This is a genomic window from Microbacterium kyungheense (genome assembly GCF_006783905.1).
In the GTDB taxonomy this organism is placed as follows: domain Bacteria; phylum Actinomycetota; class Actinomycetes; order Actinomycetales; family Microbacteriaceae; genus Microbacterium; species Microbacterium kyungheense.
Map to the genome: position 1 here is coordinate 1 of NZ_VFPE01000002.1, position 21,339 is coordinate 21,339.

Annotated in this window: 24 protein-coding genes; 14 read left to right on the forward strand and 10 right to left on the reverse strand. The window is 72.3% G+C overall.

Annotation, left to right across the window (positions count from 1 at the left end):
* On the reverse strand, positions 1-805 hold an 805-nt coding region (locus tag FB391_RS06605; protein WP_141893689.1), incomplete at its 3' end, for an ABC transporter substrate-binding protein.
* 203 nt (positions 806-1,008) lie between these two features.
* Here FB391_RS06605 and FB391_RS06610 point away from each other — a divergent pair.
* Genes FB391_RS06610 through FB391_RS06640 form a run of 7 tightly spaced genes read left to right on the forward strand, consistent with a single transcriptional unit; the run spans position 1,009 to position 7,367 of the window.
* Positions 1,009-2,190 carry an ROK family transcriptional regulator gene (locus FB391_RS06610; protein ID WP_141893690.1) on the forward strand — a complete coding sequence of 394 codons (1,182 nt, stop codon included), beginning with the start codon at positions 1,009-1,011 and terminating at the stop codon, positions 2,188-2,190.
* Positions 2,187-3,182: a Gfo/Idh/MocA family protein gene (locus FB391_RS06615; RefSeq protein WP_141893691.1), complete on the forward strand. Its 996-nt coding sequence runs from the start codon at positions 2,187-2,189 to the stop codon at positions 3,180-3,182. The genes FB391_RS06610 and FB391_RS06615 overlap by 4 nt, the downstream gene beginning before the upstream one ends.
* On the forward strand, positions 3,179-4,204 hold the full coding sequence (locus FB391_RS06620) for a Gfo/Idh/MocA family protein (RefSeq protein WP_141893692.1): 1,026 nt from the start codon (positions 3,179-3,181) through the stop codon (positions 4,202-4,204). The genes FB391_RS06615 and FB391_RS06620 overlap by 4 nt, the downstream gene beginning before the upstream one ends.
* Positions 4,205-4,219: 15 nt before the next feature.
* On the forward strand, positions 4,220-5,437 hold the full coding sequence (locus FB391_RS06625) for an aminotransferase class III-fold pyridoxal phosphate-dependent enzyme (RefSeq protein WP_141893693.1): 1,218 nt from the start codon (positions 4,220-4,222) through the stop codon (positions 5,435-5,437).
* The gene (locus FB391_RS06630) at positions 5,434-6,183 is read left to right on the forward strand and encodes an amidohydrolase family protein (protein WP_141893694.1); all 750 of its coding nucleotides are present in this window, start codon (positions 5,434-5,436) and stop codon (positions 6,181-6,183) included. Before FB391_RS06625 ends, FB391_RS06630 begins: the two co-directional genes overlap by 4 nt.
* Positions 6,180-6,980 (forward strand): amidohydrolase family protein, encoded by an 801-nt coding sequence (locus FB391_RS06635; RefSeq protein ID WP_141893695.1) that lies wholly within the window; start codon positions 6,180-6,182, stop codon positions 6,978-6,980. Before FB391_RS06630 ends, FB391_RS06635 begins: the two co-directional genes overlap by 4 nt.
* A 42-nt stretch (positions 6,981-7,022) precedes the next feature.
* Entirely contained in the window at positions 7,023-7,367 is a 345-nt protein-coding gene (locus FB391_RS06640) for a DUF2200 domain-containing protein (RefSeq protein ID WP_141893696.1), read from the forward strand.
* A gap of 1 nt (position 7,368) precedes the next feature.
* Here the strand turns inward: FB391_RS06640 and FB391_RS06645 are convergent, their stop codons facing one another.
* From FB391_RS06645 to FB391_RS06675, 7 genes are all read right to left on the reverse strand, one after another.
* Entirely contained in the window at positions 7,369-8,163 is a 795-nt protein-coding gene (locus tag FB391_RS06645) for an FAD:protein FMN transferase (protein ID WP_141893697.1), read from the reverse strand.
* Entirely contained in the window at positions 8,160-8,723 is a 564-nt protein-coding gene (locus FB391_RS06650; RefSeq protein ID WP_141893698.1) for an FMN-binding protein, read from the reverse strand. The genes FB391_RS06645 and FB391_RS06650 overlap by 4 nt, the downstream gene beginning before the upstream one ends.
* A gap of 19 nt (positions 8,724-8,742) precedes the next feature.
* The gene (locus tag FB391_RS06655; RefSeq protein ID WP_141893699.1) at positions 8,743-10,149 is read right to left on the reverse strand and encodes a ferredoxin reductase family protein; all 1,407 of its coding nucleotides are present in this window, start codon (positions 10,147-10,149) and stop codon (positions 8,743-8,745) included.
* A gap of 30 nt (positions 10,150-10,179) precedes the next feature.
* Positions 10,180-10,713: a hypothetical protein gene (locus FB391_RS06660; protein WP_141893700.1), complete on the reverse strand. Its 534-nt coding sequence runs from the start codon at positions 10,711-10,713 to the stop codon at positions 10,180-10,182.
* Between the two features lie 100 nt (positions 10,714-10,813).
* The gene (locus tag FB391_RS06665) at positions 10,814-11,815 is read right to left on the reverse strand and encodes a sensor histidine kinase (protein WP_246093395.1); all 1,002 of its coding nucleotides are present in this window, start codon (positions 11,813-11,815) and stop codon (positions 10,814-10,816) included.
* A 5-nt stretch (positions 11,816-11,820) separates the two neighbouring features.
* A complete protein-coding gene (locus FB391_RS06670) occupies positions 11,821-12,498 on the reverse strand; it encodes a response regulator transcription factor (protein ID WP_141893702.1) in 678 nt (225 codons plus the stop codon).
* A gap of 71 nt (positions 12,499-12,569) precedes the next feature.
* Positions 12,570-13,538: an aggregation-promoting factor C-terminal-like domain-containing protein gene (locus tag FB391_RS06675; protein WP_141893703.1), complete on the reverse strand. Its 969-nt coding sequence runs from the start codon at positions 13,536-13,538 to the stop codon at positions 12,570-12,572.
* 255 nt (positions 13,539-13,793) lie between these two features.
* Between FB391_RS06675 and FB391_RS06680 the strand changes: the two genes are divergently transcribed.
* A complete protein-coding gene (locus FB391_RS06680) occupies positions 13,794-15,089 on the forward strand; it encodes a M18 family aminopeptidase (RefSeq protein WP_425462951.1) in 1,296 nt (431 codons plus the stop codon).
* Positions 15,090-15,126: 37 nt separating this feature from the next.
* On the forward strand, positions 15,127-15,858 hold the full coding sequence (locus FB391_RS06685) for an NUDIX hydrolase (RefSeq protein WP_141893705.1): 732 nt from the start codon (positions 15,127-15,129) through the stop codon (positions 15,856-15,858).
* Positions 15,859-15,863: 5 nt separating this feature from the next.
* Here FB391_RS06685 and FB391_RS19895 read toward each other — a convergent pair whose 3' ends face one another.
* A complete protein-coding gene (locus FB391_RS19895) occupies positions 15,864-16,442 on the reverse strand; it encodes a DUF2510 domain-containing protein (RefSeq protein WP_246093396.1) in 579 nt (192 codons plus the stop codon).
* A 74-nt stretch (positions 16,443-16,516) separates the two neighbouring features.
* On the opposite strand from FB391_RS19895, the gene FB391_RS06695 reads away from it, so the two are divergent.
* Entirely contained in the window at positions 16,517-16,918 is a 402-nt protein-coding gene (locus FB391_RS06695; RefSeq protein ID WP_141893706.1) for a PPOX class F420-dependent oxidoreductase, read from the forward strand.
* 79 nt (positions 16,919-16,997) lie between these two features.
* Here the strand turns inward: FB391_RS06695 and FB391_RS06700 are convergent, their stop codons facing one another.
* Positions 16,998-17,873, reverse strand: a complete 876-nt coding sequence (locus FB391_RS06700) for an SDR family oxidoreductase (RefSeq protein ID WP_141893707.1) — start codon at positions 17,871-17,873, stop codon at positions 16,998-17,000.
* 109 nt (positions 17,874-17,982) lie between these two features.
* On the opposite strand from FB391_RS06700, the gene FB391_RS06705 reads away from it, so the two are divergent.
* From FB391_RS06705 to FB391_RS06720, 4 genes are all read left to right on the forward strand, one after another.
* Positions 17,983-18,345, forward strand: coding sequence for a winged helix-turn-helix transcriptional regulator (locus FB391_RS06705; RefSeq protein ID WP_185842992.1), 363 nt, complete (start codon positions 17,983-17,985; stop codon positions 18,343-18,345).
* Positions 18,346-18,578: 233 nt separating this feature from the next.
* Positions 18,579-19,364 carry a 23S ribosomal RNA methyltransferase Erm gene (erm, locus tag FB391_RS06710; protein ID WP_141893708.1) on the forward strand — a complete coding sequence of 262 codons (786 nt, stop codon included), beginning with the start codon at positions 18,579-18,581 and terminating at the stop codon, positions 19,362-19,364.
* A 131-nt stretch (positions 19,365-19,495) separates the two neighbouring features.
* Complete coding sequence (locus tag FB391_RS06715) at positions 19,496-20,119, forward strand: dihydrofolate reductase family protein (RefSeq protein ID WP_141893709.1); 624 nt, start codon at positions 19,496-19,498, stop codon at positions 20,117-20,119.
* On the forward strand, positions 20,116-21,195 hold the full coding sequence (locus tag FB391_RS06720; RefSeq protein ID WP_141893710.1) for a DNA glycosylase AlkZ-like family protein: 1,080 nt from the start codon (positions 20,116-20,118) through the stop codon (positions 21,193-21,195). Before FB391_RS06715 ends, FB391_RS06720 begins: the two co-directional genes overlap by 4 nt.
* Positions 21,196-21,339: the final 144 nt, after the last annotated feature.

Consider the following 21,339-nt stretch of genomic DNA (forward strand, 5'->3'; position numbering starts at 1 on the left):
AGCCGACCTTGCCCTGGGCGACGGCCGTCTGCTCCAGCGGCACCGTCGTGGTGAGCGCCTCGGGATCGACTGCGCCGTCCTTCGCGAGGTCGGTGATGAACGACAGTGCCTCTTCGCCCTCGTCGCTGTCGAAGCCGACGTCGCCGTCCTTGGTGAAGACCTGCCCGCCTGCCTGCCACAGAAGGGGGTAGTAGGTCATGTTGAGCGTCATCTCGGGCGCGGCCGGATAGTTGAGGACGTACAGCCCCTTCTCGGTGAACTTCGGCGCGATCTCTCGCACGTCGTCCCACGTCTTCGGGTAATCGGTGACCCCGGCCTGCTCGAAGACCGCTGCGTTGCACAGCAGCGGGAGGGCGCTGGTGAGGATCGGCGCGCCCAGCAGGTCGCCGTCGATCGTCGCGGACTTCTTCACGTTGGGCAGCAGCTCGTCCTGACGGTCCTTGCTGAGCAGGTCGTTGAGGGGCTGGATCGACTTCTGGTAGGCCGCGAGCTGGTCGGGGATCAGGTACACGAGGTCCGGGCCCTTGCCGGCCGCGATGGCGGTCTGCAGCGCCTCGTCGCGGTTGGCCCACGGGAAGATCTCGTAGTCGACCGTGATGTCGTCGTGGTCCTTCTCGAACGCCGCGATGGTGTCGTCCCAGAACTGCTTGTGGGTCGCCTCGTCCGCGATGACGGGGTACAGCCAGACGGTGACCTTCTGCTCGCCCGAGGACTCCCCGCCGCCACCGCTCCCGGCGGAACAGCCCGCCAGGAGTGCGATTGCGGCGGCGCCTGCGGCGAGGGCCGTGAACTTGCTGACGCGCATGGTGCTCCTTTGCTAGAACCGTGCAGGGGGTTGTCGGCCATTATGACACTCGAGTGTGATATTCCGTCAAGCACCGAGTATGACGTTCTCGCAACGAATGTGTTACCTGCGGCGCATTCCGAGTGCCCGCACGTTCCCTATTTCGGGAATGAGCTGTGCTATTTTGTTGACACCCGACGGCGAGGACGACGAGAGGAGGGGCGATGACGATCCCGGTTCAGACATCGATCGCCGCCCGCGCTGCGCTGCAGCTTCGTGACGGCGGCCCTGCGACGGTCAATGAGCTGGCGGTGATGCTGGGCCTGTCGCGCACCTCCGTCGAGAACGCCGTCGCCGCTCTCGGCGAGGCCGGCGTGATCGTGGAGGCGCCCGCGGTCTTCGCCCGCGGCGCCGGTCGCCCCGCGCGCCGCTACGCGTTCGACGCGGACGCCGGCGCCGTCGTCGGCGTCGACATCGGGGCTGCCAGCGTGCGCGTGACGATCGCCGATCTCGGCGGACGCGTGCTCGCCCACCAGACCTTCCCCGGCGTCTCGGAGGAGCGGGACGGCGCGTCCAAGCTCGCCGCCGTGATCGCCGACCTGCGCCGGGCGCTCTCCGAAGCCGGTCTGCCGTTCTCGCGTGTGCGCGCGATCGGCGTCGCCCTTCCTGGCATCGTCGACGACGCCGGGCGGGTCACCGCGTCCGTCGTCATCCCCGACTGGTCGGGGATCGACATCGGCTCGCATCTGCGGCAGGCGTTCGGCTGCCCCGTCGCGGTCGACAACGGCGTCCGCCTGGCGGCCGTCGCCGAGCACCATCTGGGTGTGGCGCAGCTCGTCGACGACGTTCTGTACCTGTCGGTGGGCAATCGCATCGCGATGGGCCTGATCCTCGGCGGCGAGCCGCGGCGCGGCATCCACAACGCGGCCGGCGACATCGGCAGGCTCGCGTTCCGCGGGCTCGACACCGAGACGGGCCAGATCTCGTGGCGCACCGGACAGACCGCCGCTGACGTGTTCGAGCGGGCGCGGGCCGGAGATGAGGCCTCCGTCGCCGAGATCGACGCGTTCGTCACTGAGCTGGCGCACGGCATCGCGACACTCGTGCTGACCGTCGACCCCGCGATGATCGTGATCGGCGGCGGGCTCTCGGCCGCGCACGGGCAGTTGCTGGATCCGCTGCGCGAGCGACTGCAGCGCTTCATCGGACTGCCGTTCCAGGTGCCGATCGCCGAGGCGCGGCTGGGTGCCGAGGCCGCGGCGCACGGCGCGCTCGTGCACGCCTTCACGCGTCATTCGACCTCCGTGTACGGCATCGAGGGGCTTCCGATCCCCTCGGTGACGCCGCTCACCCCCGACGGATCGGCCACGCGGACCGATCCGCTTCTTCTCGAGGAGACCATGTGACCAGGTTGCGCGTCGGAATGATCGGCGCCGGCGGGATCTCGCACGTCCATGCGGACGCCTGGCGGGCGCTCGGCGCGGACGCATACGTGACATCGTTGCAGGGCGCCGAGGCTCTCGCCGAGGAGTACGGCTTCCAGGTCGTCGGCGACGTCGACGCTCTGCTGGAGCTCGTCGAGGTCGTCGACATCGTCACGCCCAGCAGCTCGCACGCGGCCCTCGCGCTGCGGGCCATCGCCGCGGGGCGCCACGTCATCTGCGAGAAGCCGCTCGCACCGACCGCAGAGGAGGCGATGCGCGTCGCCGACGCCGCGGCCGATGCGGACGTGCGCCTGTTCCCTGCGCATGTCGTGCGCTACTTCGGCGAGTACCTGCGGATCAAGGAGGCGATCGACGCGGGCCGACTCGGCGAGCTCGCCGTGCAGCGCTTCAGCAGGGCGGGGTCCGCACCCGCGGCACCGTGGTTCTTCCGTGAGAGCGCCGGGGGCGGCCTGATCCGCGACCTCATGATCCACGACATCGACCAGGCGGTGTGGTTCGCCGGGCCGGTGGCGTCCGTGTACGCCGTGCAGAACCCCCCGACCGTCGACGACATCGTCCCGGCTCCCGTCACCGCGCACGTCGTGCTCACGCACCGCAGCGGGGTCATCAGTCACCTGCACGCGAGCTGGGCCGCCCCGGGCATGCCGTTCCGCACCAGCGTGTCGGTGTCGGGGTCTGCCGGGCGCATGGCCTACGACAGCGCCGACGACCGCGTGAGCCGCACCGACGCCGTGCTGCCCGACGAGGTCACGGACTACCTGCCGCCGATGTCGCCGCTGGAGAGCCCGTACTACCTCGAGATCGCCGACTTCGTCGCGGCGCTCGCATCGGGGGATGAGGCGCGGGTGACGCCGGCCGAAGGCGTCGAGGCCGTCGCGATCGCCGAGGCCGCGTACGCGTCGATCGCGTCCGGTGCGCCCGTCGGTCTCGGCGCGATGGAGGTCGTCCGATGACCGCGGTGCGGCCGCTGCGCGTGGCGGTGCTCTCGTTCGCCCACACGCACGCCCTCAGTTACGTGCAGGCGCTCAAGGCTATGCCGGGCGTCGAGCTCATCGCCACCGATCCGGACGCCGCGAGCGCTCCCGACGCTGCGCCACGGGGCGCCGAGCTCGCCGCCGAACTCGGCGTCTCGTACGTCGACGGATACGACGAGGCGTTCGCCTGGGGTCCCGATGCCGTCCTCGTCGCGGCGGAGAATGCCCGGCACCGTGATCTCGTCGAGCGTGCTGCGGCCGCGGGTGCGCACGTGCTGTGCGAGAAGCCGCTTGCGACCACTGTCGAGGACGCCGAGGCGATGCGGGATGCCTGTGACCGGGCCGGCGTGATCCTCATGGTCGCCTACCCCGTGCGGTTCGCGCCGTCGTTCCGGGATGCCTCCGCCCAGCTGCGCAGCGGCCGCCTCGGCCGCGTGCTCGGCGTGACGGGCATCAACAACGGCAAGCTCCCGCAGGACCGCGCGTGGTTCACCGACCCTGCGCTCGCCGGCGGCGGGGCGCTCGTCGACCATGTGGTGCACTGCGCCGACCTGCTCGACGAACTCCTCGGTGAGCGCCCTCGGGCGGTGCGCGCCGTGTCGAACGGCGCGCTCTACGCAGATCGGGACCTGCCGGTCGAGACCGGCGGGCTCGTCACGCTGCAGTACCCGTCCGGCGTGATCGCGACGATCGACTGCTCGTGGAGCTGGCCGGTGTCCTCACCCACGTGGGGCGGCCTCACCCTCCAGGTCGTGGCGGAGCGCGGCACGGTGACTGTGAGCCCGTTCGCACAGGGCGTCGCCGGTCACGATGCGCGCGGCGAGACGTGGGACCCCGTCGGCGCAGACCTCGACGCCCTGCTGCTCGCCGAGTTCGTCGCGGCCGTGCGCGACGGGCGCCGGCCGCAGCCCGATGCCGGTGTCGGCATCCGCACGGTCGAGATCGTGAAGGCCGCCCAGGCCTCGGCGGCGAGCGGCGGCGACGTCGTCGTGCTGAGCTGACGGCGGGGCCCCGACATGCCGCACCCCACCGGGACCGACAGCTGGCGGACGCGCGCGCTCGCCGTGATGCCGGTCGGCTCCAGCACCAACTCGAAGGCGCCGACCCTGCTGCCCGAAGAACCCGAGGTCATCGTCCGCGGGAGCGGCGGGCGCGTGTTCGACGACCGCGGCCGCGAGTTCATCGACTTTCGCTGCGCGCTCGGGCCGATCACCCTCGGCTACGCGGATCCGAGAGTGGATGCCGCGATCCGCGCGCAGCTCGACGACGGCATCCTCTTCGGCCACCCGCATCCGCTCGAGACGACGACGGCGGAGCTGTTCTGCTCGATCGTCCCCGGCGCGGAGGCCGCCCGCTTCCTCAAGACGGGCGGTGAGGCGCTCGCCGCGGTGATCCGCATCGCGCGCGCGTACACGGGCCGCGACCGGGTGGTGCAGATCGGCTACAACGGGTGGCTGAACTCGCTCGCCGCGGGGGCCCGGGTGCTGCCCGGCTCGTCGACCGCATCCGTCCCCGGGGTGCCGGCCGCTCTCGCGCGGCTGCATCACGCCGTCGATTGGGACGATCGCGCCACCCTCGACGCGCTGTTCGCCGACCACGGAGCCGACATCGCCGTGATCCTCGTCGCCGCGGACTATCCGTCGATCCCCGAGGCGGCGGGCTTCTACGCCTACCTGCGCGAGCTGACCGACCGACACGGTGCCTTGCTCGCCTACGACGAGATGGTCACCGGGTTTCGGGTGGCGCTGGGCGGCATGGCTCAGGCGACTGGCGTCGTGCCCGACCTCGCGGTGTACGGCAAGGGGGTCGCCAACGGCATGCCGCTGTCGGTCTACGCCGGGCGCCGCGATGTGCTGGCGGTGCTCGACCGCGGCGAGGTCGTCGTCACCTCGACCTACGGCGGCGAGACGCTGTCGCTGGCCGCCGCGACGACGACCATGACGATCATGCGCGACGAGGACGTGCCCGGCAGGCTCCGGCAGCTGGGCGCCGCTCTGCAGGGCGGTCTCAACGACCTGTTCGCCCGCGAAGGTGTGGCGCTGCGGCTGGCCGGCCACCCCGCGTGCCCGCAGCTCGTCGGCGACGGGGCCGTGATCGAGCGGTTCCTGCGCGCCTCGTTCGCCGAAGGCGTGTCGTTCTACCGTGTCGTCTACGTGAACGCCGCCCACACCGATGACGACCTCGCTGAGGCGCTCCGCCGGGCGGGCCGCGCGTGCGAGGCGATCCGCCGATGACGGTCATCGACGCCCACACGCACCTGGACGCCGGCAGGTTCGACCCGCGCGTGTTCGAGCTCGGCGACCGGCTGGGCGTGGAGCAGTTCCTGTGCACCGACATCGGCGCGTTCGTGGCGCATCCCGCGATCGACGAGGTGCGTGAGATGAACCGCACGCTCGCCGGCGAGCTCCGGCGCCACCCCGAGCGGCTTCGCGGCTACTGCTACGTCAACCCGCGGTACGGCCGGGCGACGATGGACGACCTGCGCCGCAACGTCGAGGAGGAGGGGATGATCGGCATCAAGCTGTGGATCGCGACGCTCGCCGACGACCCGCTGTGCGACCCGATCCTGGAGTACGCCGCACAGCACCGGCTGATCGTGCTGGCGCACGCGTGGCGCAAGACCGTCGGTGGATTCCCTTATGAGTCGACGGCGGACCACATCGCGCGTGCAGCGGCACGGCATCCCGACGTCCGCTTCCTCATGGCGCACCTCGGCGGACAGCCGGAGTCCGCCGTCGACATGGTGCAGCCCCACCCGAACGTCATGGTCGACACGTCGGGCACGATCATCGGCGCGGGCGAGGTGGCGCTCGCCGTCGACCGCCTGGGCGCAGACCGCGTCGTCTTCGGCTCTGATCTGCATCACGTCGACCTGGTCGAGACCGTGGGCAAGGTCCTCGGGGCGGGCCTCGACGCCGAGGACGAACGACTCGTGTTCGGCGAGAACATCGAGCGCTGGCTCGCGGAGGTCGCCCGATGATCTCGCGCGCGCGTGCGCTGCTCGCCGGGTTCGGCGAGCTCGGCGCGATCGACACCACGTGCCATCTGGGGCAGTGGCCGTACCGGCTCGCGGCGTGGGCGGACGCCGACCGGCTGCGCGCCTACGCCCGCGGCCACGGACTGCAGGCACTCTGGGTGTCGCATCTCGCCACGCTCACGGGGTTCGACACGCGAACCGGCAACGAGGCGCTGCGCCGCGCGTGCGGCGAAGACCCGCTGTTCCGCCTCTTCGCGGTGGTCGACCCGGCCGCCCCCACGTGGCGCCGCGAGCTCTCATGGGCAGCGGATGCCGGATTCGCGGGCGTGAGGCTGGCACCGGGCGATCACGGCACGGCGCCCGCGGCGCTCGGGCCGGTGCTGCACGAGGCGGCCGAGCACGGCCTTCCGGTGCAGATCCTGTTCCGCCTCGATGACCCGCGGGTCCGGCATCCCCGATCTCCCGCGCGCGACCCGCAGATCCACGAGCTCGCGGACGTGGTGCGCGAGGCGCCTGCTCACCCGCTGGTGCTGAGCGGTCTCAACCGCCTGGATGCGCTCGAGCTGAGCCGGCATCTGGGTGATGAGGTGCCCGCGCACGTGCTGCTGGACCTGTGGCACGTGAACGGTCCGACCTTCGTGGGTGACACGTGGGGGAGTGAGCCGGAACGATGGGTCTTCGGCAGCGGCTTCCCGGTGCAGACGCCGGAGGCGACGATGCTGCAGATCGTGGCGGCGGAGCTCGACGAGGCGGCGCGGGCGCGCATCGTCCGGGGCAACGCCGCGGCGATCGTGCCATGACACCGCCCCCGCCCCGGGGACGGCCGGGCTTAGCCTGAGAGCATGCACCGGATCTTCTCGCTGCCGTTCGCCTCGCTGTACCCGCTGTACGTCACGAAGGTGGAGAAGAAGGGGCGCACGACCGCCGAGCTCGACGAGGTCATCGAGTGGCTCACCGGCTTCGACGATGCGCAGCTCGCCCAGCACATCGATGAGCAGACGACACTCGAGGACTTCTTCGCCGACGCCGACCTGAATCCGAACGCGTCGCTCATCACCGGCGTCATCTGCGGCGTGCGGGTCCAAGAGATCGAGGATCCTCTGATGCAGAGGATCCGGTACCTGGACAAGCTCGTCGACGAGCTGGCGCGCGGCAAGGCGATGGACAAGATCCTCCGGACCCCCTGACTCAGCCTGCCCGCACGACCTCGACCTCGACCCCGTCGAGCCACCGGCGTACGCGCCCGTCGTCGGAGACGAGGATGCCGGTCGTCCGGCCCGCTCGGGCGATCCAGCCGAGCTCGTCGAACCCGGCGGCGACCGCGGCGGTCGCCCATACGTCCGCGTGTGCGAGCCTCGCCGCGACGACGGTGGCCGACGCCGTCCCCACCGCGGGGACTCCCGATCGGGGGTCCACGATGTGCGTGCCGCGCTCGGTCGTGCCCGACGTCGCGACGGCGCCGTCGCGCACCGGCACCCTCGCGAGCACGCGCGACCTGTCGGCCGGATCGACCACCGCCACGTTCCATGCCCAGTCCGCGTCCGGCGCGGTGAACAGCTGCAGGTCGCCTCCGGCGTTGATGCCCGCCGCGACGACGTCGCGACGTGCGGCGAGCGGGGCGAGATGCCTGCGTGCGGCCCGTTCCACGGCCCAGCCCTTCACGTACCCCGTGGGGTCGAAGACGCCCGACCACCACGCCGTGAACAGCCCGTCGGTGTCGGCCTCGGCCCGCGCGCACGCCTGGGCGACCTCGGCCACCCAGGGTGAGGCATCCCTCATCGACAGCTCCCCGCGCGCGATCCGCAGGATGTCGGATTCGTCGCGGTAGGGCGAGAACACGCGGTCGACCTCGCGCAGCTCGTCGAAGCAGGCCGTGGCCGCGCGCTCGACAGCGGCGCGGTCGGGATCGCCCATCACGTGCAGGCTGACCGCCGTGCCCATGATCTGCGCCACCTCGACGTGGCGGCGCGGCGCCGCGCTCATGAGCTCGCCTGGTCGATCGCGCTCTGCAGCGAGGTGAGATAGCCCTGGCTGGTGTACGTGGCGCCCGACACCATGTCGACGTCGGCGGACTGTGCGTCGGTGGTCTCGGAGATCAGCGTCGGCAGCGCCCGCTCGTTGATCTGCCGGTCGCGCGGGTTCGTGGACGGGTACTCGGGCACCTGCACGTCGGTGATGGCGCCTCCCGACACGGTGATCTGCACCTGCACTGGTCCGAATCGCGTGTTCGCCGCGCTGCCCGTGTACGTGCCGTCCCGCAATGCCGAGGAAGTGGATGCTGCCCCTGCCGCCGCGTCGGCCGTGCCGGTCGCCCCGGCGTCTGCCGTTCCGGCGGACGACGAGCCGGTTCCGGCGGACGACGAGCCGGTTCCGGCGGACGACGAGCCGGTTTCGGACGACGATCCGGTCCCCGACGTCGCGGAGCCGGACGCCGGGGTGTCGGCGGCGACGGGCACGGTCGCGTCGACGTGTGACGTGCGATAGCTGAACAGCAGCACCAGACCGCTGAGGGTGGCCAGGACGGCGTAGAGGATCTTCTTCATCACGGGCTCCTGATCGATTTCACACGGCGAACGACTCGGTGTGGATGCGGGCGGCCGCGACACCGGCGGCACGGAGGTCGCGGACCACGGCATCCATCCATGCCGGAGGCCCGCACACGAACATGTCGTACGCGTCGATGTCGGGCGCGAGATGCCGGAACACGTCGGGCCCCCGCCATGCCGCATGCGAGAGCGGCAGCCACGAGGCGTCCGTGGAGGAGCGCGGCCCGTCGAGCGGGACGTGGCGGACCCCGCGTGCCGCGACGAGCGCGTCGACCGCGGGGCGGCGCAGCGCCGCCTCAGGAGCTGAGTCGCGGGTGACGAGCGTCGCGTCGCCGGGCGCGTACGGCTCGGAGTCCAGCAGCGACACGAGCGGGGCCACCCCTGCGCCGGCGCCGATCAGCAGCAGCTTGCGACCTCGGCGCTCGGCTCCCGTCATGCGGCCGTACGGCCCTTCGACGAGCACGCGCGTCCCCGGGCGGAGAGCCGCGAGCCGCGCGCTGCCGTCGCCCACGATCCGGGCAGAGAGCTGCAGCTCGTCGCCGGGCCTCGCCGACAGCGAGAACGGGTGACCGCGCGTCCAGCCCGGGCCGTCGAGGAAGCGCCACACGAAGAACTGGCCTCCGCGCGCGGCGGGCGTCGACCGACCGCCGCGCACACGCACCGTGACGCCGTGCGTGCCGTCGCCCTCGACGGCGACGACCCGCAGGTCGTGGCGCCAGGAGCGGGCAACGGGGAGGACGACCCGGTAGACGATGACCGCGGCGGCCGCGAGCGCCCACAGCGTCCACCAGTACACGGCGGCCCACGGCGTGGCCGTGAAGTCGGCACCTGCCCACAGCTGGTGCGGCAGCGCGAGGCCGACGCCGACGTAGGCGTAGAGGTGCAGCAGGTGCCATGACTCGTACCGCAGGCGACGCCGCGCCCGGCGGATGGAGGTCACGGTGACGCCGATGAGCAGCAGCGTGCCGGCGCTCGCGAGCAGCATGCCGGGGTAGTCCCAGACGAACTCCCACAGCTGCACGATCGGGTTGATGCCGGCGGCCACGGCGTAGCCGGCGACCAGGAGAGCGATGTGCGCCAGCATCAGCCAGAACGACCAGAACCCGACGAGACGGTGCGTGCGCGTGAGCGCGTCGCGTCCGAAGCCTCGTTCGAAGAGCGGGACGCGGGCCATCAAGAGAACCTGGTACAGCAGCAGGTTCGCCGCGACGAGGCCGCACAGGCGCCCGGCCGCGCTGAGCGCCTCGCCGCCACCGGCGATCAGGGCGTCGATGCCGCCTCCCGAGACCCACAGAGCGGCGACGAACAGGCTCGTGAGCCAGATGACGACGATCGCACCCGCGTTCCACGCCGCGGTGCGGCGCATGTCCGTCGGCAGGGACGGACGGTCCGAGGAGGCCGGTGCGGGTGCGATCGTCGCCATGTCAGTTCCTTCGGGCGGGGCGGTCCAGGGTCAGGTGCCGTCGGAACCCGAACCCGAACCCGAGTCGGAGTCGGAGCCGGAGTCGCCGCGAGGGTCGCCGTCCTGGTCGCGGTCTCCGCCGGGGCCGCCGTTCTGGAAGCCGCCGCCGGGACCGCCCGGCCGGCCGGAGTCGTCGCCCGGGAAGCCGGGCATGTCGCCGTTCTGGTTCCAGCCGGCCGGGCCGCCGGGCACGCGTGCGCTCGCGGCCGCCCAACCGGCGCCGAAGCCGCCGCCGAGGAGCAGGACGGCGGCGACCGCGGCGCCGGTGATCTTGACCCACGTGCGCCGCAGGAACGGCGGCTGCGCGGCGGTGGGCGCAGGAGTGGATGACACAGCTGCGGCGGCCGCCGGGACGGCGCCGGCAGCCGGAGCCTGGGTGGCCGAGGGAACGGGCGGCTGCGGCGGCAGCGGAGCGGTCGCCGCGCTCGCGGTGTCGGCCGCCGCGGACGCAGGTGTGGGCGCGGCAACGGGCGCGGGCGCGGGTGCAGCTGCCGCCGGGGTGTTGTCAGGGGTGCTGTCGGACATGGACACACCATCCCGCCGCGGTTCCAAGACGGTTCAAAGAGTCAGCCGATCTGGGCATCCTCATAGGTTCGGCCGACCGAACACCCAGGGCTGACGGGTGTCAGGCGTGTGCGGCGTCCGGAAGCTCGAGCAGGAACGTCGTGCCGTCGCCCGACGTGCTCTCCACGCGGACCGAGCCGCCGAACCGGGTCGCGATGTCGCTCACGAGCGCGAGCCCGAGACCGAACCCACGACGCCCGTCGGCCTCGGGGGCGTCCGACCGGGCGAACCGCTCGAACAGGTGCTCGGGGTCGATGCCGGTGATCCCCGTTCCCTGATCCGAGACGCGGACCTCGATGCGCCGGCCCGCGCGCCGTGCCCGTACGGCGATCACCGAGCCGGGTGGGGAGTACCGCACCGCGTTGTCGAGCAGCGCGACGAGCGCGCGCGTCAGCGACGTGGCCTCTGCGCCCGCATGGAGCGCGGGTAAGGCCTCGGCCACGAGGGTCACGCCGCGTTCGGACGCCCGGGGCTCGATGACCCTGATCGCGTCACGCGCGGCCTCGGCGACCGAGACGGTCGCCGAGGCGTCCTGCGGGCGGGCACCCGCGGACTCCGCGCTGACGAGCAGGTCGGTGAGGACGGCATCCATCACCGCGGCATCGTGCCGCAGCTGTGCGAGCACGGCGTCCACGTCGCCTCCGCGATCCACGCGATGCTGGGCGAGCTGGATGCGGGCGGTCAGAGTGGTGAGCGGTGTGCGCAGCTCGTGGCTGGCATCGGCCACGAAGCGGCGCTGGACCTCGAGGGCGTCGGCGAGCGGCTGAGCCGCGCGCCGGGAGACGTACCAGGCGATCAGCCCGAGCAGGACGACGCCCAGCAGTCCCACGGCGATGGCGACCGGCACGACGTCGTCGACGTCGACGACCTGTGGACCGCCGGGTCCGTCCCCGTCGAACCCGTGGGGTGGTCTGCGCTCGGGACGCGCGGTCGCCAGCACGACCGAGACGATCACGATGGTCACGATCGCGACGACCCCCGCGGAGGCGGCACCCACCCACAGCCCCGTCCGCACGGCCGCCTGCTGCACGCGCCTCCGGTCGGCGATGGTGGCGGCATCCACCCTTCTCATCGGGGCTCGCCGCTGCGGTAGCCGCGGGCGCGGACGGTCTCGATGATCTCGGGCGTCGACTTGCGGCGGATGTAGTGCACGTAGGTGTCGACGGTGGTGGCGGAGCCGCCGGGGAAGACGCTGTCGAGGATCTCGTCGCGCGTGAAGACGTGCTCGGGGCTCGACGTCAGCAGCTCGAGCAGCTCGGTCTCGGCCTGCGTGAGGGCGATGCGGCCGTCGGCGGGGGAGTAGAGCGCCTGCGAGGCGGGGGTGAACACCCAGTCGCCGAGCTCGCGACGGTCGCCCGCACCGCGGCCGCGGCGCAGCGCCCGCAGGCGCGCGCGCAGCTCGTCGACGTCGAACGGCTTCACGAGGTAGTCATCGGCGCCCGCGTCCAGACCGCTGACGCGGTCCTCGATCGAACCCAGCGCCGTCAGCATGAGCGTCGGTGTCGCGATGCGGGCGGTGCGCACGGCGTCGATCAGCTCCACGCCCGAGAGCCCCGGCAGCCGCCGGTCGACGACCATGACGTCGTAGCGGCGACCGAGAGCCAGCCGCAGCCCCTCCTCGGCGCTGGTCGCGTGGTCGATGCGGTACTCGTCGCCGAGCAGCTCGACCACGATTGCCGCGATCTCGGTCTCGTCCTCGACGTACAGCAGCCGGGGAGCGGCGGGCGCGGACGACGAAGGGGACACGTCCTCAGTGTGGACGTGCCCCCTTCGAACGAGGCGGGTCGCTCCTATGGAGCGCCTATGAGATCTCTGTGTCAGTACCAGCCGGTCGACTGCGAGTGGCCCCACGCGCCGCACGGCGTGCCGTAGCGGCCCGAGATGTAGCCGAGGCCCCACGCGATCTGCGTCGCGGGATTGGTCTGCCAGTCGGCGCCGTAGGCGCCCATCTTGCTGCCGGGCAGCGCCTGCGGGATGCCGTACGCGCCGCTGGGGTTGGACGCGTTGTAGCGCCAGCCGGACTCCTTGTTCCACAGCGACACGAGGCACGCGAACTGGTCGTCGCCCCAGCCGTAGCCCGCGATCATCGAGCGAGCGGTGGCCTGCGCCTCGCCGGCGCTGGTGCCGCTGGCGGCGTAGGACGGCGTCGGCGCGGATGAGCCGCTCGACTTTTTCGGGGCGGCGGCCTGGGCTGCCTGAGCCTTGGCCGCGGCAGCTGCTGCAGCCGCCTCCGCCTCGGCGCGGGCCTTCGCCTCCGCCTCCTGCTGCGCCTTGAGGGCCACGGCGGCGTCGAGCTTGCCGCGCAGGCCCGCGGCCTGCTCGCTCACGGAAGCGGTGAGGGTCGTGACGGTGGCGGTGAAGTCGTCCGCGTACAGCGCCGGGAAGGTCTCGGCGCGCTGCAGCTGCTCGACGGCGGTCTGCAGCTCGGTCGTGTCGACGGTGGTGTCGGGCGTGCCGACGTCGAGACCCGACGCGGCGATGTCCGAGGTGACGGCCGAAGCGGCGGTCATCGCCGCCGTGGCGGCGGTGACGGCGTCGTCGGCGCTGGTCGGGGCGTCTGCGCCCGCGATGTCGGCGATGAGGGGGGTGGAGTACGACGCGAGGGCGAAGTCCGGCTGGGAGCCGGAGGCCGAGGCCAGCGATGCGGGGGCGGCCGTCGTGAAGCCGGCCGTGGCGACCAGTCCCAGTGCGAGGGTCGCGACGATCAGCACCGGGCGGCGGCGAAGACGGCGTTCGGCACGGCGGACCGTGCGGCGGGCGGGCAGAAATGTCGTATGGGTGCGCATGAAAAACCGGGTTCCGTATCAGCGATCTGCGCCATCGGGAGGCGCGTCGTGGCCGTTCGGGCGGACACAAGTCCCCGAGTCTTGCCCCGCTTTCTGGACGGTTCCGGTGCGTTACCTGAACGTTACATGTGAGCGCTTCTTCTGAAAAGGCCAGATCACGAGGCCGCATCCCGCTTGGTCGCGCCGCCTGGGAAGCCCCTCCGAACTACGATCGAGACACCGTCCGCACCCGACCGAGGAGGCTCCACCGTGCCTTTGACCGCTCCCGCCGCAGCCACATCCGCCGCCGTGCACGCCGACGATCTGGCCGCGTTCGTCGCGGCGTCGCCGTCGAGTTTCCACGCTGCGGCAGAGGTCGCCCGACGCCTCGAGGATGCCGGGTTCACGCGACTGGACGAGGAGGCGGGGTGGCCCGCGGCCCCCGGGGGCCGGTTCCTGGTGGTGCGCGACGGCGCGGCGATCGCGTGGGTCGTGCCGGACGGCGCCACAGCCTCGACGTCGGTGCGCATCTTCGGCGCGCACAGCGACTCGCCGGGGTTCAAGCTCAAGCCGCGTCCGACGACGGGACGCCTGGGCTGGCTGCAGGCCGGCGTCGAGGTCTACGGCGGTCCGCTGCTCAACTCGTGGCTCGACCGTGAGCTGCGCCTGGCAGGCCGCCTCGTGCTCGATGACGGCAGCACGACGCTCGCAGCCACCGGCCCGCTGCTGCGACTGCCGCAGCTCGCGATCCACCTCGATCGCGAGGCGAACGACCACCTCGCCCTCGACAAGCAGTCGCAGACGCAGCCGGTGTGGGGCCTCGGCGAAGCGGACTCGGCCGACCTGCTGGCCGAGCTCGCACGCGAGGCCGGCGTCGACGCGGCCCGCATCCGCGGCTACGACATCGTGACCGCCGACGCGGCGCCCGGCGCGCGCTTCGGGCGTGACGACGTGTTCTTCGCTTCAGGGCGCCTGGACGATCTGGCCTCGGTGCACGCCGGCGTCGTCGCCCTGGAGCGCGCCGCCGACGGGTTCGACGCCGGGCACATCGCGATGCTCGCGGTGTTCGACCACGAAGAGGTCGGCTCGGGCACGCGTTCCGGTGCGGCGGGGCCCTTCCTGTCCGACGTGCTGGAGCGCCTGTGGCTGTCGCTCGGCGCCGATCGCGAGCAGCAGCTCCGCGCGCTCGCCGCGTCGTGGTGCGTGTCGAGCGACGTCGGGCACTCGGTGCATCCCAACTACGCCGAGAAGCACGACCCGGTCGTGCAGCCGGTGCTCGGGTCGGGGCCGATCCTCAAGATCAACGCGAACCAGCGCTACGCCACGGACGCGCCCGGAGCGGCCGCGTGGAACGGCTGGTGCGCCGCGGCCGGCGTCACGAGCCAGGAGTTCGTCTCGAACAACGCGGTGCCCTGCGGCTCGACGATCGGCCCGATCACGGCCACCCGGCTGGGCATCCGCACCGTGGACGTCGGCATCCCGATCCTGTCGATGCACTCCGCGCGCGAGCTCGCCGGGGTCAGCGACCTGTGGGACCTCACGCGCGTCGCCGAGACGTTGTTCCGCGGCTGAGGGCACACGTGTCGGCGGGCGGGCGTAGCCTGAGCGGATGCCGCACACCGAGCTGGGACCGAGGCCCGGGGCTCCGCAGCCCCACGCGCTGGGCGCCCGTGCCCAGTTGGCCGCGCTGGCTGAAGCGCCCGGCTCGCTGCTCGAGCTCCCGGCGGTCGCCGACACGCGTCCGGCCGCCGTGCTCATGCTCTTCGGCGTGCTCGACAGCCTGCCGAGCGACCATGACGCGCAGGCGCGCGCGGTCTCTCGCGATCTCGACGTGCTGCTGCTGTCCCGCGCCGAGACGCTCCGCGCCCACCCCGGCCAGGTGGCGTTCCCCGGCGGCAGGCTCGACCCCGGCGATGACGGCGCCGTGGCCGCGGCCCTGCGCGAAGCGCGCGAAGAGACCGGTCTCGATCCGGTGGGTGTCGAGGTGCTCGGAGTCCTGCCCGAGATCCCGCTCGCGTTCTCGCGCCACCTCGTGACGCCGGTGCTCGGGTGGTGGCGGCATCCCTCGCCGGTCCGGGTCGTCGACGAGGCGGAGTCCGCCGACGTGTTCCGGGCGCCGGTGGCCGACCTGCTCGCTCCCGCGAACCGCGGCGTCACCGTCATCCGCCGGGACGGTCAGGAGTGGCGCGGGCCGGCGTTCCTGCTCCCGGACGCGTCGCGCGATCACCTGGTGTGGGGGTTCACCGCGATGCTGCTCGACGGGCTCTTCGATCGCCTCGGCTGGACCGAGCCGTGGGACGCACGGCGCGAGCTGCCGCTGGTGCTTCCCGAGCAGGCCTGATCCGGTCAGCGGTAGCGGTAGTGATCGGCGCTGGAGCGCACCCACATCGCGAAGCGCTCTGCCGCGGTCTCATGGCCGGGTGAGAACGGCACGGCCCACACCTGAGCCGTGCCGCTGATGACGAGGTGCGGCAGCGTGCGCACGATCGCGCGGTTGAGCGTGCGCGGCGTGATCGGCCCCGCCGCGCCGAACAGGCGCCGTTCCGAGGCCGTCCGGGTGAAGGCGGGATCCCGCAGCAGCGCATCGCCGGTGGCGACACCCGCCGTCACCTCGCTCACCGGCTGGCTGAGGTCGCCGAGGTGGATCCAGCGCCCGTCGATGACGATGCCGGCGAACCCCTGCTGCTCGCCGCTGTAGCGCACGTCGTGCGTCCACTGCCGACCGTCCCACCAGCGCGTGCGACCGCGCTGATCGTCGTACCAGCCGGCCTGCGCGTGGCCGGCGCCGACGGTGCCGGCATCCGACCGCAGTTCGATGTCGGTCTCGCGCAGATCGATGTACTGGTCGGTCCAGTGCGTGCCGTCCCACCAGCGCTGCTTGCCGGTGCCGTCGTCGTACCACCCGGGTGCGGGCTGCGTCGCCATGATCCGAGCGTAGTTCGTGCCCGCGATGTCCGCTCATGACCCCCGCCCCCTGCGCGTCACGGCAGACTGGGGCGATGCCCTCGATCGACGAACTGATCCCTGCCGACCGCCGCCATCTGCTCGAGCTGCCCGTCTACGGCCACCTCGGCACCATCCGCCCGAACGACACCGTGCAGGTCAACCCGATGTGGTTCGAGGTCGACGGCGATCACGTGCGGTTCACGCACACCAACTACCGGCAGAAGTACCGCAACCTGCAGCACAACCCGTCGATGGCGCTGTCGATCATCGACCCGGATCAGCCGTTCCACTACCTCGAGGTCGCGGGACGGCTGGTCGAGGTCATCCCCGACCCCGAGGGCGCGTTCTACGTGCGCCTGCAGAACCGGTACGGCAACCCCAGCACGACGCCGCCGCGCGACAAGGCCGACCGCGTGATCCTCGTGATGTCGATCGAGCGCGCGACGACGCAGTGATCGAGGCCCCGAGACGCGGGAGGGGAGGGATGCCGCACAGCGCGGCATCCCTCCCCTCTCGGTGTCTTCGGGCCTGCGCTCAGGCCTTCACGCGCGCGGCCTCGACCGCGGCACGCAGGCCGTCGGCGACCGGGGTCGTGGGGCGCCCGATGAGGCGGGCCAGCGTCGGGTCGGCGTCGGCCAGCACGCCGCGTGCGATCCCGTCCTCCATCTCGGCGACGAACCCGATGGTGCCCGCGTCGAGGCCCGACTCGGCGAGAGCCGCTTCGAACTGCTCGCGCGAGACCGGCACGTACGCGACGTCGCGGCCGAGCGCCTCGGCGGCCGCGGAGGCGAGATCGGCGTACGACACCGCGGTGTCGCCCGAGAGCTCGTACGTGCGGCCGAGGTGGCCCTCCTCGGTCAGCACGACCGCGGCGGCTTCGGCGTAGTCGGCCCGGCTCGCGGCGGCGACGAGCCCCTCGCCCACCGATGCGGCGATGACGCCGGTCTCGGCGGCGCGGAGCGCGTCGGGCGTGTAGTTCTCGGTGTACCAGTTGTTGCGCAGCACCACCGCGGCCACGCCGCTGGCCGCGAGGTATTCCTCGGTCGCCTTGTGCTCGGGCGCGAGTACGAAGTCGATGGCGTCCGCGTGCGCGAGGCTCGTGTAGACGAGCTTCGCGACCCCTGCCGCCGCGGCCGCGTCGATCACGTTCTTGTGCCCCTCGTACCGCAGGCCGGGCTCCGATCCCGAGATGAGCAGCACGGTGTCGACGCCGTCGAGCGCCGCGGTGACCGTCTCGGGCTCGGTGTAGTCGAGGGACGCCACCCGGACGCCCCGGGCTTCGACATCCGCGACCTTAGATGTGGTGCGCGCGCCGGCGACGATGTCGCCCGGTGCGACGCCGCGGTCCAGGAGCGCGTCGATGACGAGGTGGCCGAGCTGTCCGCCGGCGGCGGTGACGAGGATGGTCATGGGGGTCCTTTCGGTGGGAGTCGCGCGTCGCGCGTGCCTTCACGGCAACGCCGCTGTCGGATGCGTGCATTCCGTCTCGCAGGTACCCACTTTGGGGTAAGGTACCCACGTGGTGGTGAGTTTTGCGCAGATCCGGGCCGAAGTTCCCGGTGCGTTCGACGAGGCGTGCCCGACTCGCGTGGTCCTCGACCACGTGATGAGCAAGTGGGGCGTGCTGGTGCTGATGGCGCTCACCGAGGGCACCATCCGCTGGGGCGAGCTGCGCCGGCGGGTCGAGGGCATCAGCGAGAAGATGCTCGCGTCCACGCTGCGCACGCTCGAGAAGGACGGCTTCGTCTCGCGGACGTCGTACCCCGAGGTGCCGCCGCGCGTCGAGTACGCCCTGACGCCGCTCGGCGATGAGCTGATGGAGCGGATGATGCCGCTCATGGCCTGGATCGGCGTGAACGCACGTGAGATCGTGGGCCGCTGAGCCCTCGCGCCGCGCTAGGGTGGTCCGCATGGGAATGATCAAGAGCACGCCGATGATGGCGTGCCCGCTCTTCGTCCGCGACCGCCGCGCCTGACGGCGCCCTCGCGACACACGCGGCAGCGCGCCGTCATCCGGATGCCCAGGCATCCGTCGCGCGCCCCTACGGTCCGTTCGCGGACCGCACCGTCCCTGGCGTGCGCCGGGTGCTCCGACTTCTTCTCCGGAGCGCTCCCATGCGAAACCGTTCAGTCCACGGCGGCCGACACGAGCTCGGCCAGAACTTCCTCATCCACCGCCCGACGATCCGGGGGATCGTCGACCTCGTCGCCGAGACGCGCGGCGCCATCCTCGAGATGGGCGCGGGCGACGGCGCATTGACAGTGCCGCTCGCCCGGCTCGGTCGCGACCTCGTCGCCATCGACATCGACGAGCACCGCGTGCGCGCCCTGCGGCGGCGCCTGCCGCAGGTGCGTGTGGAGCACGCCGATGCGCTGCGGCATCCGCTCGACAGCCCCGTCGTCGTGGGCAACGTCCCGTACCACGTGACGACGCCGATCCTCCGCCGGCTGCTCGGGCGCGACGGCTGGCAGCAGGCGATCCTCCTCACGCAATGGGAGGTCGCGCGCAAGCGCGCCGGGGTCGGCGGCGGCACCATGATGACCGCGCAGGCCGCCCCGTGGTTCGCCTTCTCACTGCACGGCCGGGTGCCGGCTCGGCACTTCGCGCCCTCGCCGAGCGTCGACGGCGGTGTGCTGCGCGTCGTCCGCCGCGAGACGCCGCTCATCCACGCGCGCGACCGCCGCGGCTACGAGCAGTTCGTCCGCGCGATGTTCACGGCGAGGGGCAACGGGCTGTCGGCGCTCCTGCAGCACGGCGCCGGGCTCTCGGCCGGTCAGGCGCGCACGGTCGTCGGCTGCGCCGGAGCCGCCCACGGCGGACTGCCGCGCGATCTGCGCCCCGAACAGTGGGCGGCGCTGTGGCATCACGCGGTCGCGGCGACCGGACGGCGCCGCGGGTGAGCTCCGGCAGCGGGCAGGCCTCGCGCGGCGGAGACGTCCGGCACCCGTCCCTGTCCCGCGCGGGGGACTGTCGCGCCGTCGGATGCCCGGGCTAGCGTGGGGGCCGGACCGATCACCGCACGGAGGTGTGCATGTCAGCTGTCGTCGCCACGATGTCGATCTCGCTCGACGGGATCGGCTCCGGCCAGCACCAGACCGAGGAACGCCCGTTCGGCGACGTGCCCGAGGGGGCGCTGCATCGCTGGATGTTCGAGACGCCCGACGAGAACCGGGCCGAGATCGACGCCATCGTCGCCGCGGGCGCCTTCATCATGGGGCGCAACATGTTCGGTCCGGTGCGGGGCGAGTGGGATCGCGACTGGCGCGGGTGGTGGGGACCGAACCCGCCGTACCACCGGCCGGTGTTCGTGCTCACCCACTTCGCGCGCGAGCCGCTCGTGATGGAGGGCGGCACGACGTTCCACTTCGTCACCGACGGCATCCACGCAGCCCTGGATCGCGCCAAGGATGCCGCCGGCGACCTTCCGGTGCACATCGCCGGCGGGCCGAGCACGACGAACGCGTACCTCGCTGCGGGACTCGTCGACGAGCTCGCGCTGCAGATCTCGCCCAGCATCCTCGGCGACGGGCTGCGGCTCTTCGACGGCGTCGGGCCCCTGCGGCTGGAGCAGACGTCGGGGCGGGCCGCGTCACTCGTCACCCACGTGCGGTACCGCGTGCTGCCCGCGGACGCCCCGGCGCCGACCGCCTCGTGACGCCGCACGCGCTCACGCGCGACCAGGCGCGCCGGCTGATCGTGCGCGCGCAGCTGCTCGACGCCGACCGTCCCGGCGATGTGATCGAGGTCGCCGAGCAGCTCACCTACATCAAGATCGACCCGACCGCGACGATCGCGCCCAGCGAGCAGACCGTCCCGTGGTCGCGCATCGGCTGGTCGTATGAGCCCGGCCAGCTGCGCAAGGCGGCCGAGCAGGACCGCCTGCTGTTCGAGTTCGACGGCGCGTTCCGTCCGATCAGCCTGCTGCCGCTCATGCTGCCCGGGATGCGCCGCTGGCCGCAGCGCGAGAGCAGCCGGCAGTGGCTCGAGGCCAACGCGGTGTTCCGTGGGGACGTCCTCGCGCGCCTCCGCGCCGAAGGGCCCCTCCTCACCAGCGACATCCCCGACACCGCGCAGGTGAACCGGGCGCCGGACGGCTGGTCGGGGACCAACCAGGTGCCGCATATGCTCGACTTCCTGCTGCGACAGGGCGAGGTGGCGGTCGTCGGGCGTGAGGGCCGGCACCGCCGTTGGGACCTCGCCGAGCGCGTGTACCCGAAGGATCTGCCCGAGTACGGCGATGACGAGGCCGCCCTTCTGCTCTCGGAGCGGCGACTGCAGGCGGGCGGCGTCGCCCGCGCGCACTGGTGGTGGTCCGGCGTCTCGAAGGACGCGGGCGAACCCGCGCTCGTGGACGGTGCGAAATACCGGGTCGACCCCGAGGCGCTCGCCGCCCTCGACGACGACACCGGCGGGCGCGTCGCCTTCCTCAACCCCTACGACAGCCTGCTGTTCGATCGCCGCCGTCTGCAGGAGGTGTTCGAGTTCACGTATGTGTTCGAGCAGTTCAAGCCGAAGGCGCAGCGCATCTACGGCTACTTCGCCCACCCGATCCTGCTCGGCGACCGTTTCGTCGGGATGCTGGACGCCGAGGTCGACCGCGCGCACGACGTGCTGCGGGTGAACGCGATCCACGAACTGCTGCCGTTCGAGCCCGAAGAGATGGAGATGGTGCGCGCCGAGATCGCCGACCTCGCCGAGTGGCTGGGCGTGGGGCTCGTCGGCCTGCGATGAGCCTGCCGCGCCCCGCGGGGTGCGCCTGTCGCGTCCCGCGGGGTGCGCCTGTCGCGTCCCGCGGGGTGCGCCTGTCGCGTCCCGCGGGGTGCGCTGATCATGTGCTCTCGTCGAGCGCACACGTCATGTGCGCGTCCCGCATGT